The organism is Streptomyces abyssomicinicus (assembly GCF_008974245.1).
GTDB lineage: Bacteria > Actinomycetota > Actinomycetes > Streptomycetales > Streptomycetaceae > Streptomyces > Streptomyces abyssomicinicus.
The window spans coordinates 387,998-401,409 of sequence record NZ_BBZI01000008.1 but is presented as its reverse complement, the minus strand read 5'-3'; the positions used below and the strand labels follow the sequence as shown (position 1 = coordinate 401,409).

General features: G+C 75.5%; 14 protein-coding genes. 9 read left to right on the top strand and 5 right to left on the bottom strand.

Translation table 11 applies throughout. The features are described from left to right. Positions 1-145: 145 nt before the first annotated feature. The 3 genes from GBN72_RS18735 to GBN72_RS18725 form a co-directional block, all read right to left on the bottom strand. Positions 146-337: a hypothetical protein gene (locus tag GBN72_RS18735; RefSeq protein ID WP_151772996.1), complete on the bottom strand. Its 192-nt coding sequence runs from the start codon at positions 335-337 to the stop codon at positions 146-148. A gap of 208 nt (positions 338-545) precedes the next feature. Continuing rightward, positions 546-920: a VOC family protein gene (locus tag GBN72_RS18730; RefSeq protein ID WP_151772995.1), complete on the bottom strand. Its 375-nt coding sequence runs from the start codon at positions 918-920 to the stop codon at positions 546-548. A 198-nt stretch (positions 921-1,118) separates the two neighbouring features. Further along, complete coding sequence (locus GBN72_RS18725; RefSeq protein ID WP_151773310.1) at positions 1,119-1,925, bottom strand: class I SAM-dependent methyltransferase; 807 nt, start codon at positions 1,923-1,925, stop codon at positions 1,119-1,121. Positions 1,926-2,125: 200 nt separating this feature from the next. Here GBN72_RS18725 and GBN72_RS36070 point away from each other — a divergent pair, with 200 nt between their 5' ends. From GBN72_RS36070 to GBN72_RS18695, 7 genes are all read left to right on the top strand, one after another. Then, positions 2,126-2,200 carry a putative leader peptide gene (locus GBN72_RS36070; RefSeq protein WP_369695895.1) on the top strand — a complete coding sequence of 25 codons (75 nt, stop codon included), beginning with the start codon at positions 2,126-2,128 and terminating at the stop codon, positions 2,198-2,200. 351 nt (positions 2,201-2,551) lie between these two features. Then, positions 2,552-3,685 carry an ABC transporter substrate-binding protein gene (locus GBN72_RS18720; protein WP_151772994.1) on the top strand — a complete coding sequence of 378 codons (1,134 nt, stop codon included), beginning with the start codon at positions 2,552-2,554 and terminating at the stop codon, positions 3,683-3,685. Further along, positions 3,682-4,551, top strand: coding sequence for an ABC transporter permease (locus GBN72_RS18715; RefSeq protein ID WP_151772993.1), 870 nt, complete (start codon positions 3,682-3,684; stop codon positions 4,549-4,551). The genes GBN72_RS18720 and GBN72_RS18715 overlap by 4 nt, the downstream gene beginning before the upstream one ends. Continuing rightward, positions 4,527-5,411, top strand: a complete 885-nt coding sequence (locus GBN72_RS18710) for an ABC transporter ATP-binding protein (protein WP_151772992.1) — start codon at positions 4,527-4,529, stop codon at positions 5,409-5,411. Before GBN72_RS18715 ends, GBN72_RS18710 begins: the two co-directional genes overlap by 25 nt. Before the next feature lie 50 nt (positions 5,412-5,461). Then, complete coding sequence (locus GBN72_RS18705) at positions 5,462-6,799, top strand: vanadium-dependent haloperoxidase (protein WP_151772991.1); 1,338 nt, start codon at positions 5,462-5,464, stop codon at positions 6,797-6,799. A 268-nt stretch (positions 6,800-7,067) separates the two neighbouring features. Next, complete coding sequence (locus GBN72_RS18700) at positions 7,068-8,336, top strand: sensor histidine kinase (protein ID WP_151772990.1); 1,269 nt, start codon at positions 7,068-7,070, stop codon at positions 8,334-8,336. Beyond that, positions 8,300-8,950, top strand: coding sequence for a LuxR C-terminal-related transcriptional regulator (locus tag GBN72_RS18695; protein WP_151772989.1), 651 nt, complete (start codon positions 8,300-8,302; stop codon positions 8,948-8,950). Before GBN72_RS18700 ends, GBN72_RS18695 begins: the two co-directional genes overlap by 37 nt. Here the strand turns inward: GBN72_RS18695 and GBN72_RS35900 are convergent. Beyond that, positions 8,932-11,130 carry an MMPL family transporter gene (locus GBN72_RS35900; RefSeq protein WP_164540721.1) on the bottom strand — a complete coding sequence of 733 codons (2,199 nt, stop codon included), beginning with the start codon at positions 11,128-11,130 and terminating at the stop codon, positions 8,932-8,934. The genes GBN72_RS18695 and GBN72_RS35900 overlap by 19 nt on opposite strands. A 322-nt stretch (positions 11,131-11,452) precedes the next feature. On the opposite strand from GBN72_RS35900, the gene GBN72_RS18685 reads away from it, so the two are divergent. Both GBN72_RS18685 and GBN72_RS18680 read left to right on the top strand, forming a co-directional pair. Then, positions 11,453-11,731: an acyl carrier protein gene (locus tag GBN72_RS18685; protein ID WP_151772987.1), complete on the top strand. Its 279-nt coding sequence runs from the start codon at positions 11,453-11,455 to the stop codon at positions 11,729-11,731. Then, positions 11,728-12,945: a beta-ketoacyl-[acyl-carrier-protein] synthase family protein gene (locus tag GBN72_RS18680; protein WP_151772986.1), complete on the top strand. Its 1,218-nt coding sequence runs from the start codon at positions 11,728-11,730 to the stop codon at positions 12,943-12,945. Before GBN72_RS18685 ends, GBN72_RS18680 begins: the two co-directional genes overlap by 4 nt. Before the next feature lie 27 nt (positions 12,946-12,972). On the opposite strand, the gene GBN72_RS18675 is transcribed toward GBN72_RS18680, so the two are convergent. Then, positions 12,973-13,410 carry a MazG-like family protein gene (locus GBN72_RS18675; protein WP_439959780.1) on the bottom strand — a complete coding sequence of 146 codons (438 nt, stop codon included), beginning with the start codon at positions 13,408-13,410 and terminating at the stop codon, positions 12,973-12,975. Between the last annotated feature and the right edge of the window lie 2 nt (positions 13,411-13,412).

Sequence of the window (13,412 nt, the reverse complement as noted above, 5' to 3'; positions counted from 1 at the left end):
GCGGACGGACGTGGCGGGGGTGCCGGGCGGGGGAACGAGCGAGCCGCCCGGGCGGCGGGTGGCGTCGGGCGGCGTCGGCGGACGGAAGGCGGGGACGGGCCGGGGCGCGTGCTCCGAAGACCGGTGGGTCTCCGGCCGGTGGGTCTCAGGCCTGGGCGTCCGGCTTCCACGCCTGGACGAGGAGTCCGAGGATCACCTCGTGCAGGGAATCGCCCAGCACCCGGGCACAGGGGCGCATCAGGCCCGCGCGACGATGGCGTCGCGCTCGGCGGAGCGAGGCGGCCACGTCGGTGCCGTCCTCCTTGCCGCGGGAGGCCCGCAGCAGTCCCGGCTCCATGGGCGCGGAGCCGGTCCTGGTGGCCGATGCCCCACGGCGTCGCCGTGCCGGCCGGCGTGCCGCCCTCCGGCAACCACCACGGGGGATCGGACGCTCCCCGCCGCGGAGTCGCCCACCACGAGGTGCGGACCCTACCGGCACCGGCATGCAAAGTGCCTGCTCACGGACGTAGCCGAGGGCCGGAGTCAGAGGCGGAGGAGGTGGTGGCTCAGTGGGCGCAGAGACAGAAGGGATGGCCGGCCGGGTCGGCGTAGACCCGCCAGTTCGCTCCCGGGCGGAGCTGGTCGGTCCGCTCCAGCACGGTCGCGCCGAGGGCGAGCGCCCGCTCCTCCTCACCGTCGAGGTCGTCCACGTCGAAGTCCAGGTGGAGCTGCTGCGGGCGCTCCTGGCCGGGCCACTCGGGCGGCCGGTAGCCCTCCACCCGCTGGCAGGCCAGCGGGATCCCCTCGAACCCGCGCACCTCGACCCAGTCGGTGTCCTCGTCGTCCGCGACGACCCGGCCACCGAGCAGGGCCGCGTAGAACTCGGCCAGCCGTACCGGGTCGGCGCAGTCCAACGCGACCGCCTGCAGCTTTCGGATCACTTCCGGCACCCCTCGCACTCGTGTCGCCCCCGGCGACGCCCGCACCGTCCGGAGGGCTCGTACCCTCCGCCCCGGCGGTCATGCGCCGTCGCCTGCGCCGCGCGGACGCCGCGGCCGCCCCCGGAGAGGGACGGAACGGGCTCCGTCGGACCGCCCCACCGGGCCGGGGCGGTCCGGTGGCGCGGTGCGGCGGCCGGGTCAGGCCGAGCCGGAGGCCAGCAGGGCGACGTGCGGGAGGGTGAGCAGCCCGTCGTCGCCGAGGAGCGGCTGGACCAGGGCGTCGAACTCCTTGCGGACCGCGTCGATCACGTCCTGCGGCTGGGCGGCCACCAGGGCGCCGGTCGGTCCGACGCCGCCGGCCGTGCCCGCCCACCACCGCTCGGGGTCGGCACGGTGCTCGAAGCGCACCGTCCCGCAGACCACGCCGGTGAAGCCGGCGCCGGTCAGGAGCGCGGCGACGCCCTCCTCGGTGAGCGGGACGCCGTCCTCCGGAGCGATCGGGGGAAGCGCCGGAGGCAGGTCGAGACCGGCCGCCGCCACGGCCTGGCGGGCCAGGCTCTGGCCGGCGCCCCGCTCGTCGCCCCACAGGCTGACGGCGATCCGCCCGCCGTCCCCGGTGACCCGGCGCAGCTCCTCGGCGGCAGCCCGCGGGCGGCCCACGTGGTTCAGCACGAAGTTGGCCAGCACGGCGTCGAACGTTCCGTCCACGTAAGGCAGTTCGGGCAGCGCGGCGACCCGGACGTCGGCCTCCGGCACGGCCTCGGCGGCCCACAGGGCCATGTCCGGCTCGGCGTCGACGGCGCTCACGATCGCCCTCGCCCGGCAGGCCGCCGCCGCCACCGACCCCGTTCCCGTGCCGACGTCCAGCACGCGCGCGCCCGGGCCGACCTTCGCGGAATCCAGCAGCGCGGGGACGGTGTGGGCGCACAGGTCCGCGAAGCTGCGCGCGTAGGCGGCGGCGCGGCCGTCCCAGATACGCCGCTCGGCTTCGTCGAATGCAGTCATGTTCATCGGGGCATGTTACGAACCTCCGTGCCGTAATGGGATTCTGACGGAGTGTCGGAGAGGTGAACCCGACGTTGCCAGGCTGACGCGCGCCCCGCGCGCGCCGCTTGTTGCCGGAAGACGAAGGCGGCATGGCGGTCGCGCTACGGCACGACGGGAAGCCTTGAACGGCTTCGCGGGGCCTCCCTAGGGTCGTCGGCATGCGGAAATCCCTGCGGTTCACCAAGAGGCGCGCCGTCGACCTGATGCGCGTCGCCACCTCCGTCTGTCGCTGAGCCCACCGGGCACGCGCCGACCCCCGTCGCTCGTCGCCCGTCGCGCGGCCCCGAAGGTCCGGACGGTCCGTCCGCCGGACCCGCGCCGTGTGATCTCCCGGCCCGGCCCCGCCGCTCTCCTCGCTCCGCTTCCTCCGCTTCCTCCGCTTCCTCCGCTCCGCGGACACCCGTGCCCGTCGCCGAACACCCGTGTGCCGAATGCCCGTGTGCTGAACGCCCGTGTGCTGAACGCCCATGTGCCGAGCGCGCATGTGCTGTGGAGCCATGTGTCCAAGGCCCGTGTGACGCCGACACGGCGTGTGCTGGGCGCGCCTGTGCGCTGCCGCCGCTTCTCTCCAAAGGCTGCCTTCGATGAAGATCCGTTTCCGTTCCCGCACCCCCCGCCCCCGAGCGCCCCGGCCCCCCATACCGGGCACGCCGCCCGGGCGCCGCCGCCGGCCCGCGCTGCTCGCCGCCGCCCTGGCGCTGCCGCTGCTGCTCGGGTCCTGCGCCCTCGACGCGCAGACCACCGCGAGCAGCGAGGACCTGGCGAGCCGGAAGATCCCCGCGAAGGTGTCCCCGGACACCGAGCTGACCGTCGGGTACCCCTCGCTCAAGGTGGCGCTGCAGCTCTCCGGCCAGATCGACAAGCTGCCGTTCAAGGTCGAGTGGGCCAACATCAGCGGCGGCCCGCAGTGCTCGGAGGCCTTCCGCGCGGGTGCGCTCGACGTCTGCTCCGCCGCGGACATCCCGTCCATCAACGCGCACTGGACCGGGCTGGACACCAAGCTGGTGGCCGCCGCGTTCCGCGAGGACCCCTACGCCAACCCGATCTACGAACTGGGGATCGCCCCCGGGGCCGACATCCGGTCCCTGGAGGACCTGCGCGGCAAGAAGATCGCCTACAGCCCGGGCCAGGCCCAGGGCGCGCTGGTCCTGCGCATCCTCGACAAGGCCGGCCTCACCCAGGAGGACGTCGAACTGGTGGAGCTGGCCAGCACCGGCGACGTCTACCCGACCGCACTCGGCAACCATCAGGTGGACGCCGCGCCCATCGCGGACGTGAACATCAAGCGCTACCTGAAGAACTACGGCGGCCAGGGCGCCACCACCCTCAAGCACGGCCTGCGCGACGACCCCGCGCACCTGTGGGCGCTCACCGACTCGGTGGCCGACCCGGAGAAGGCCGCCGCCGTCCGGGAACTCGTGAAGTTCTGGGCGCGGGCCCAGATCTGGATCGACCAGCACCCCGAGGAGTGGGTCGACGGCTGGTACGTGAAGGACCAGGGCCTCAGCGAGGAGGACGGCGAGTACCTGGTGCGGCGGGCGGGCACCCCCGTGATCCCGGCCGACTGGTCCGGGGCGATCGAACGCCAGCAGAAGACCGTCGACCTGCTCGCCAAGGAGCAGAAGCGTGAACGGTTCGACGTGAAGATCCTCTTCGACCGCCGCTTCGAGAAGGTCGGGTCCCAGGCGGTCGCCGCGAAGGACGGGGGCGCGTCATGAGCGTCGACGCACCCACCCGGCGGGCGGTCCCGTCCGCGGCCGCGGCAGGAGCCGGGAACGCCACGAAGGCCCGGCCGCGGCGTGCGGCGGGCCGGCGGCTGGGGCCGGGCCGTCCGGTGCCCTACGGCTGGGCGGTGGGACCGACCCTGCTGTTCGCGCTCTGGGTGGCCGGCGCCGCCGCCGGGCTGATCGACCCCCGGGCGCTGCCCGCGCCGTGGACGGTGGCCGCGACGGCCTCCGACCTCATCGCCGAGGGCCGCCTCCAGGAACACCTGTTCACGTCCGCCCAGCGGGCCGTGCTCGGTCTGCTGTTCGGCGTCGCGGCCGGGCTGCTGCTCGCCCTGGTGTCGGGCCTGAGCCGGGGCGGCGAGGCGGTGGTGGACGGCCCGGTGCAGATCAAGCGGGCCATCCCCTCCCTGGCGCTGATCCCGCTGCTGATCCTCTGGTTCGGCATCGGCGAGACCATGAAGGTGGTCACCATCGCGCTCGGCGTCTTCGTGCCGGTCTACATCCACACCCACAACGGCCTGCGCGCCATCGACAACCGCTACGCCGAGCTCGCCGAGACGGTGCGGCTCACCCGGGCCGCCTTCATCCGCCAGGTCGTGCTCCCGGGCGCCCTGCCGGGCTTCCTGCTCGGCATGCGCTTCGCGGTGACGGCGGCGTGGCTGGCGCTGGCCGTCGTCGAACAGGTCAACGCCACCAGCGGCATCGGCTACATGATGGAGCTCGCCCGGACGTACGGACAGACCGACGTGATCCTCGTCGGCCTGGTCGTGTACGGCCTCCTGGGGCTGGTCTCCGACGGCCTGGTGCGGCTCGTCGAGAGGAGGGCGCTGTCATGGCGTCGCACCCTGGCCGGCTGAACCCGGCCGCAGTCCAAATCGACGGACTGGTCCGCTCGTTCGCCGGACGCCGTGTCCTGGACGGACTCGAACTGACCGTGCGGGACGGCGAGTTCGTCGCCCTGCTGGGCCGCAGCGGTTCCGGCAAGAGCACGCTGCTGCGGGCCCTGGCCCGGCTCGACCACGACGTGGACGGCGAGGGCGGGCTGACCGCCCCCGAGGACGTCTCGGTGGTCTTCCAGGACGCCCGGCTGCTGCCCTGGAAGCGGCTGCTGGACAACGTCGTCCTCGGACTCCGCGCCCCGGACGCCGAGGAACGCGGCCGTGCCGCCCTCGCCGAGGTCGGCCTCGCCGGACGGGAGCGGGCCTGGCCCGTGGAGCTGTCCGGCGGCGAGCAGCAGCGCGTCTCGCTGGCCCGCTCGCTGGTGCGCGAACCCCGGCTGCTGCTGGCGGACGAGCCGTTCGGGGCGCTGGACGCGCTGACCCGGATCCGGATGCACGCGCTGCTGCGCACCCTGTGCGCCCGGCACCGGCCCGCCGTCCTGCTGGTCACCCACGACGTCGACGAGGCGATCGCGCTCGCCGACCGGGTGGTGGTGCTGGACCGAGGCCGGATCGCCGCCGACCTGCCGGTCGACCTGCCCGCCCCGCGCCGCGCCGGCGCTCCGGGCCACGCCGAGCTCCGTGACCGTCTCCTCGGCCACCTGGGCGTGGACCTCACCGAACCCGGCGCGGAGACGGACGGCGGCGCCGACGGCGGACCCGGCCACGGGCCGAACCACGAGGCCGCGCCCACCGCGTCCGGCGACGGGCCGGGCCGCCGGTCCGGCACCGGGGACACCCCCGCGCACGACCGGTCGGCCGAGGAGATCCCCGCATGAGCGCCCCCGTCCACCTCCACCACCGCACGGCAGAAGGAGCACGTCCCGTCATGAGCTTCCGCACGGGCGGGAACACCCGCGCCGCCGAGACCGCGCACGCCGCCGAGAGCACGCACACCGACAGGAGCGCGCGCCCCGTCCGAGGGGCCCGCAGATCCCGCACCGCCCTGGCCGCCGTCGCCGCGGCCGTCCTGACCGGCGGCCTCGCCGCCCCGCAGGCCGCCGCGGCCGGCGCCCGCACCGCCGACACCACCGCCGTCGAGTGGTTCGACGTCACCGCCCGCACGGTGGCCGCCGCACCGGCCTCCACCCAGGTCACCAACAGCCGGACCTGGGCCATCGGCTGGCTGGCCGCCGCCCGCGCCACCCGCGACGTACCGGGCGGCCTGGACCGCGGGCAGTACCGGCGGGCCGCGCTCGCCTCGGCCGTCCACCGGGCGCTGACCGAGCTGGTGCCCGCCCAGGCCGAGCAGCTCGACGCGGCGTACGCGCGGACGCTCGCGGAGATACCCGACGGCCGGGCCGAGGACCGCGGCGCGGCCGCCGGTGAGCGGCAGGCGTCGCTGCTGCTGGCCGAACGGGCCGGCGACGGGCTGGACCCGGCCTCGGTCAACGCGCCCTACCCGGTGCCGGCCGCGGGCCCCGGCGTGTGGCAGCCGACGCCGCCCGCCCTCGCCCCGGCCACCCAGTACGGCAACCGCGTCGCCGAGCCGTTCGCGCTGCGTTCACAGAGCCAGTTCCGGCTGCCGCCGCCGCCCGCCCTGGACTCCGGCCGGTACGCCGCCGACCTGGCCGAGGTGCGCGCGTACGGTGCCGCGGACAGCACGGTCCGCAGCGTGGAGCAGACCGGGACCGCGCAGTTCTGGTACGGGTCGTCGTTCACCCTCTACACGGAGCCGCTGCGGGTGGCGCTCACCCGCTCCTCCGAGTCCCTGGCCGGCCAGGCCCGGTTGGTGGCGCTCTTCCACGTGGCATCGGTCGACACCCAGATCGCCACCTCGGACAGCAAGTACGCCCACACCCGCTGGCGCCCCGTGACGGCGATCCGCACCGGCGCGATCGAGCCCGACACCGCGTGGACGCCGCTGCACGTCACGCCCGCCCACCCGGACTACCCGAGCGGGCACGGCACCTACTCCGGCTCGGCCGAAGGGGTGCTGACCGCGCTCAGCGGGGCGCGGACCGCGCCCTTCGAGCTGACCAGCCCCACCGCGCCGGGTGTGACCCGCACCTACACGACCTGGCGGCAGCTGTCGGCGGAGAACGTGGACGCCCGGGTCTGGTCCGGCATCCACACGCGCAGCGCCGACGAGGCGGGGATCGCCCTGGGCAGGACGGTGGCACGCTACGTGCTGGAGCGGCAGGGAGAGCTGCTGGCGGCACGATGACGGGCACGATGACGGGCACGGTGACGGGTGCCTGACACGCCGGTTTCCCCGGGCCGTCCGGACGGCCCGGGGAAACCGTCCGTGTGCCCGGGGCCCCGCGTGCGGGTGATGTCGCGGAGGGGCGGTGGGTGTACCTGGCACCACCCTTCCCCGGGGGCCCCGCCCCGTGCGACGGGCGTCGGACGTGCGTAGCGTCGAGGTGCCGGGAAGCCGGCCCGTCGAGGCGCTGCCGGACGGAAACGCCGTCGTACAACGGGGAGTTGCGCACATGTCCGCGAAGAAGGCAATGGTCGCCGCCGCGCGCGGCCTCGGCCTCGGGGTGTTCTCGCTCGTCGGGTCCACCTTCCTGCTGGTGTTCGTCGTGCTGGCCGCCGCCCTGGTCCCCCTCGGCGTCGGCGTCGTCCTGCTGCCGCCCCTGCTCACCGCCGTCCGGTCCCACGCCGACCTGCGGCGGCGTCTCGCGCAGCGCTGGTACGGCGTGCGGATCCCGGCCGCCTACCGGCCCCGCCCCGCCCAGCCGTCCGCCACCGGGCTGCCCCGGGCGCTGCACCTGCTGCAGGACCCGGCGGTCCGCCGGGACCTGCGGTGGCTGCCGGTGGACATGACCGCCGGATACTTCGTCGCGATGCTGCCCGCCGTGCTGCTGGCCAAGGCGGTGGAGGGCCTGGCCCTGGCGGCCGGGCTCTGGAAGGCCGTCGCGGACGGCGCCGACTACTGGTACTGGTTCCTCCCCGTCAGCGGGCAGGGCGACGCGCTCGTCGCCGGCGTCCTCGGACTGATCGTGCTGCACCTCGCCTTCCGCCTCAACGACCCTCTGCTGAAAGCCCACTTCACCCTCACCCGGGCCGTGCTCGCGCCCTCCGGCCGGGCCGTGCTGGAGCACCGCGTGGAGGAACTCGCCCGGACCCGGCACGACGCAGTGGACACCTCCGCCGCCGAACTGCGCCGCATCGAGCGCGACCTGCACGACGGGGCGCAGGCCCGGCTGGTCGCGATGGGGATGAGCCTCGGCACCGTCGAGGCCCTGCTCGACCGGGACCCGGAGCAGGCCCGGCAGCTGCTGGCGCAGGCCCGCGCCGAGTCCGCCGAGGCACTGGCCGAACTGCGCGACCTGGTACGCGGCATCCACCCGCCGGTGCTCGCCGAACGGGGCCTCGGCGACGCGGCGCGGGCGCTCGCCCTGCGCACCCCGGTGCCGGTGGAGGCCGACGTCGACCTGCCGGGCCGGCCGGAGCCCGCCGTGGAGTCCGCCGTCTACTTCGCGCTCAGCGAGATGCTGACCAACGTGGTCAAGCACGCCGAGGCGCGCCGGATCTGGCTGGAGCTCGGCCACCGCGACGGCATGCTCCGCCTGACCGTCACCGACGACGGCCGCGGCGGAGCCGACCCGGCGGCCGGTACCGGACTGGCGGGCGTCGAGCGGAGGCTGGGAGCATTCGACGGCGTCCTGGCCGTCAGCAGCCCGACCGGCGGCCCCACCGTGGTCACTCTGGAGATTCCGTGCGCGTTGTCCTCGCCGAAGACCTCTTCCTGCTGAGGGACGGCCTGGTCCGGCTGCTGGAGGCACACGGCTTCGAGATCGCCGCGGCCGTCGACAACGGGCCGTCGCTGGAACAGGCGTTGCGGGAGCTGGAACCGGACGTCGCGGTGGTCGACGTCCGGCTCCCGCCCTCCTTCACCGACGAAGGGCTCCAGTGCGCGCTGCGGGCCCGGCGACGCAGGCCCGGACTGCCGGTACTGGTGCTCTCCCAGCACGTCGAGCAGCTCTACGCCCGCGAACTGCTCGCTGACGGCACCGGCGGCGTCGGCTACCTGCTGAAGGACCGGGTGCTGGACGCCGGGCAGTTCACCGAGGCGGTCCGCCGGGTCGCCGCCGGCGGCACCGCCATGGACCCCCAGGTCATCTCCCAGCTCCTGCAACGCGGTTCGGCCGCCGACCGGCCCGTCTCCCGGCTGACCCCGCGCGAACGGGAGGTGCTGGAGCTGATGGCCCAGGGCCGCTCCAACACCGCCATCGCCGGCCGGCTGACCGTCACCGAGCGGGCCGTCGCCAAACACACCGCCAACATCTTCGCCAAGCTGGGGCTGGAGGTGTCCGACGACGACAACCGCCGGGTGCTCGCCGTCCTCGCCTACCTCGACGCCGCCTGAGCCGGGGCCACCGGCTCCCGCTCCGGCGGCGCGGCCGGCGCCCCCGGGCGCGGGGAGCGGCCCGGGCGCCACCAGTTGGCGGGGCCGAGGACCGTCATGACCGCCGGCACCAGCACCCCCCGCACCAGCACCGCGTCCACCACGGCCGCCAGCGCGATCCCCACCCCGATCAGCTTCAACGTCGTGACCTGGGCCGACGCCATCGCCGCCGTCGAGATCGCCACGGCCGCCGCCGCCGACGTCAGCAGCCGCGCCGTACGGGCGATGCCGTCCACGATGGAACGCCGGTTGTCCCCGCACCGGTCGAACTCCTCGCGGATCCGGCCCAGCAGGAACACCTCGTAGTCGACCGACAGGGCCAGCGCCACGAACAGCGTGAACAGCAGCAGCGAGGCGTCCAGGGTGCCGGTGACCGTGAAGCCGCCCACCAGCCACCGCATCCGGCCCTCCTGGAACATCCACACCACCGCCCCGATGCTCGCGCCCAGACTCAGCACCGCCACCGCCAGCGCCTTCAACGGGGCGACCCAGCTCCGCGTGAAGTACCCGAGCAGCAGCATCAGCGCGGCCGCCAGCAGCAGCAGGCAGCGCGGCAGCGCCTCACGGACCGCCGCGTTGGTGTCGGCGATCTCCGCGGCCCGGCCGCCCACCGCCACCTCGCCCGGCGCCGGCACCGCCCGCACCGCGTCCAGCGCCTCGCGGGCCCGGTCGGAGTCCGGCGCCGCGTCCAGCGCCGCCGCCAGCACCACCCCGCCCGCGCGCTCGCCCCGCCCGGTCGTGGCCGGACGCACCCAGAGCACGTCGTCGACACCGCGCAGCCGGTCCAGGTAGGGCCCCATCGCGCCGGGCCGGTCCACTCCGGTGAGCACCACCGTCAGCATCCGCTCCGGCGGCACCGCCAGCTCCGCGTCCACCCGCGCCTGCGTGCGGGCCGCCTGCGCGGAGGCGGGCAGCGCCCGCTCGTCGGACAGGCCGAACCGGGCCCCGACGACCGGAGCCGCCAGCACCACCAGCACCAGCGTCGCCAGCGAACCCGCCAGCCACGGCCGCGCGGTCACCGCCAGCGAACTGCGGCGCCAGAACCGGCTGTCGTCGCCGGTGCGCGCCCGCCGCCACCGCCCCAGCGGATCGAGGCGGTCCACCCGGTCGCCCAGCAGCCGCAGACACGACGGCAGCACGGTCAGCGCCACCACCGCCGCCAGCACCGTCGCCGTCGCCCCCGCGAGCGCCAGCGCCCGCAGCAGCGGCACCGGCACCACCAGCGCGCACGCCATGCAGCAGGCCACCGCCGCCGCCGAGAACACGATCGACCGGCCGCTGGACCGGCGGGCCGCGGCCAGCGCCGACTCCAGGTCCTCACCGCGCCCGGTGTGCTCCTTCACCCGCGCCAGCAGGAACAGCGTGTAGTCGACCGCCAGACCGAAACCGACGGCGGCGGCCGCGTTCACCGCGAAGGAGGAGACCTCGAAGAACCGCGCCAGCAGCCCGATCACCGGGATCGAGCAGACCACCGTGAGCACCGCCACCCCGACCGGCAGCAACGCCGACACCACCGAGCCGTAGGCGAAGACCAGGACCGCGAACACCGCCGGAGCCGCGATGAGCTCGGCCCGCGCCAGGCCCGCCGCGGAGGCCAGGGCCAGCTCCCGGCCGGCCCAGACCGGGCCGCTCGCCTCCACCCGCACCCCCTCCGGCGCGGCCGCGCGCGCCGCGTCCAGCACACCGGGCGCGGCCTCCTTGCGGTCCGCGGCGTCACCCGCCAGCCGCACCGGCACCAGTTGCAGCGTCCCGTCCGGGGAGCGCGCCGGGTCCGCGGGGGAGTCCCCGGCGGTCCACGCCCGCCGCACCGCCGGGTCACCGGCCAGGGCGCCCGCCACCGCCCGCGAACCGGCGGCCACCGCCGGCGGCTCACGCCCGGTCACCACCAGCACCAGATCGGGTGCCGCCACCCCCAGCCGCTCCGCCCGCTCCACCGCCCGCCCCGCCTCGGTCCCGGTGGCCGCCGCACCACCGGTGTCCAGCGACGCCAGCGCCTGCGGCACCAGCAACGCCGCGCAGACCAGCGCCAGCAGGGCGCCCGCCACCACCAGCCGGGCCCGGTGGCGCACCGGATCCCGGGCGCCCCGCCGCCGGCTCCGCCACACCCGGGGACCGCCCGACTTCCCGCCGACCTTCTCCACCGCCGTCACCACCTCCCGACCCGCCCCCGCGTCCGCCGGGGACCACGACCTCCGCCGACGGCGACGGAAGCACCGCCGCCTTGGTGAATCCCGGCGACGCGGGGTGCGTGTCACCGATTGTCTGCCGATGCGATGTGCCTACGGTGCCGAAGCCGGGCGCGGCCGCCGGACGATCCGCCGTGTCCGGGCCCGGATCCCACCTGTTTGGCGGGCGGTGGGCGCCCCGGCGTGACGGCCGGGGAGGCACCACCCTCCACCCACACCACGCGGCAGCCCCGCACCGCACGGCCGTACTTCGGCACACCCCTGTGAGGAGAGACAGTTGACGGACCAGCCGCTTGTCGCACGGCTCGAGGCGCTGCTGCGCGACCACTTCGAGATCGCCCCCGAGGCGGTGCGCCCCGACGCCACCTTCAGGGAACTGGAGATCGACTCGCTGGCCATGGCCGAGATCCTCGCGATCCTCGAGGACGAGGACGGCATCGTCCTGCCGCCGACGCTGCCCGGGCTCGGTGGCGACACCACCCTGGCCGACGGATTCCGGATCATCGCCGAGGCCGCCGCCGAGACGCAGGGCGAGACCGCGGGGGCCGCCAGGTGAAGCCGTCGATCGCGGTCACCGGCCTGGGGATCGTCGCCCCGGGCGGTATCGGGGTCAAGGCGGCCTGGGAACGGCTGCTCAGCGGCGTCCCCACCGCGGCCCGCGACCCCGAACTCGAGGGCATGCCCGTCGACTTCTCCTGCCGGATCGACGACGACGCGATCGCCGCCCGGCTCGGCCGCGGACTGCGCTGGCGCACCGACCGGTTCATCCAGTTCGCCGTCATCGCCGCCCGGGAGGCCGTCGACGACGCCGGCCTGTACCCGGAGGAGTGGGACGGCGACCGGGTCGGCGTGGTCATCGGCGTCGGCGGCAGCGCCATGGCGCACCCGGGGGAGTACACCAAGCTGATGGAGGGCCGCTTCGGCGCGATGACGCCCAGCCTGGTGGCGCGGAGCCAGCCGGGCATGGCGGCCGGCGAGGTCTCCATCGACCTCGGCGCACGCGGCCCCCTCCTCACCACCAGCACCAACTGCACCTCCGGCGCCTCCGGCATCGCCATGGCCAAGCTGCTGCTGGACTCCGGCGCCTGCGACATCGTGGTCGTGGGCGGTGCCGAGTCGGCCCGCAACACCTGGGGGTCGGCCGCCTTCTGGCGGATGGGCGCCCTGTCCACCCGCTGCGACGACCCGGCCGCCGCCTCCCGCCCGTTCGACGCCGACCGGGACGGCTTCGTCCTCTCCGAGGGGGCCGGGGTGCTCGTCCTGGAACGCGAGGAGCACGCCCGTGCCCGCCGCGCCCGCGTCTACGCCCGCCTCGCCGGACAGGCGCTCTCCGGCGACGCCCACCACTGCGTCGCCCCGGAACCCGGGGGCGCGGGAGCGGTCCGCGCGATGCGCGCCGCGATCGCCGACGCGGGACTGACTCCCGCCGACATCGACCACGTCAACGCGCACGGGACCTCGACCACCCTCAACGACATCGCCGAACACCTGGCGCTGCGCGCGGTGTTCGGCACACCGCCGCCGGTCACCGCCAACAAGGGCGTCTTCGGGCACGCCATCGCCGGCGGTTCAGCGATGGAGGCGGCGTTCAGCGTGCTCTCCCTGCACCAGCGGGTCGTCCCGCCCACCGCCAACCTGCGCCGGCAGGACCCGGAGATCGACCTGGACGTGGTGGCGGGCGAGCCCCGCTGCGCCGCCCTGCGGTCGGTGCTCTCCAACTCGGTGGGCTTCGGCGGGCACAACACGGCGCTGGTGTTCACCGCGCCCTGACGGCGTCCGGCCCGGGGCCGGGTTGCGTCAGCCGCCCTCGCGCGGACGCGGCTTCCCGGCCCCGAGGTCCGTGGTCCGCCGGCGGACACCGGCCAGGTGGCCGCGGAACACCTCGGGCGCGTCCGGGGTGAGGGACCGCAGCGCGATCAGCGCCGTCAGCGCCACGTCGCACAGCTCCGCCCGGACGTCGTCCCAGTCGTGGGTGACGCCCTTGCGCGGGTTCTGGCCCAGTGTGCCGATCACCGCCTGCGCCACCTCGCCGACCTCCTCGGACAGCTTCAGCATGCGCAGCAGCAGCTCCTGCTCGGGCGGGCGCGTGTTGCTCCGGTCCAGCCAGTCCCACAGCGCCTCGACCGACGCCCACATGCCGTCCGCCGTCACGTCGGCGTCCGTGCCCGGCTCCGCGTACGGGTCCTCGCTCTCGTGCGGCTCCTCGCCCTTGTGCTGGTTCACGCCCTCGCGCACGG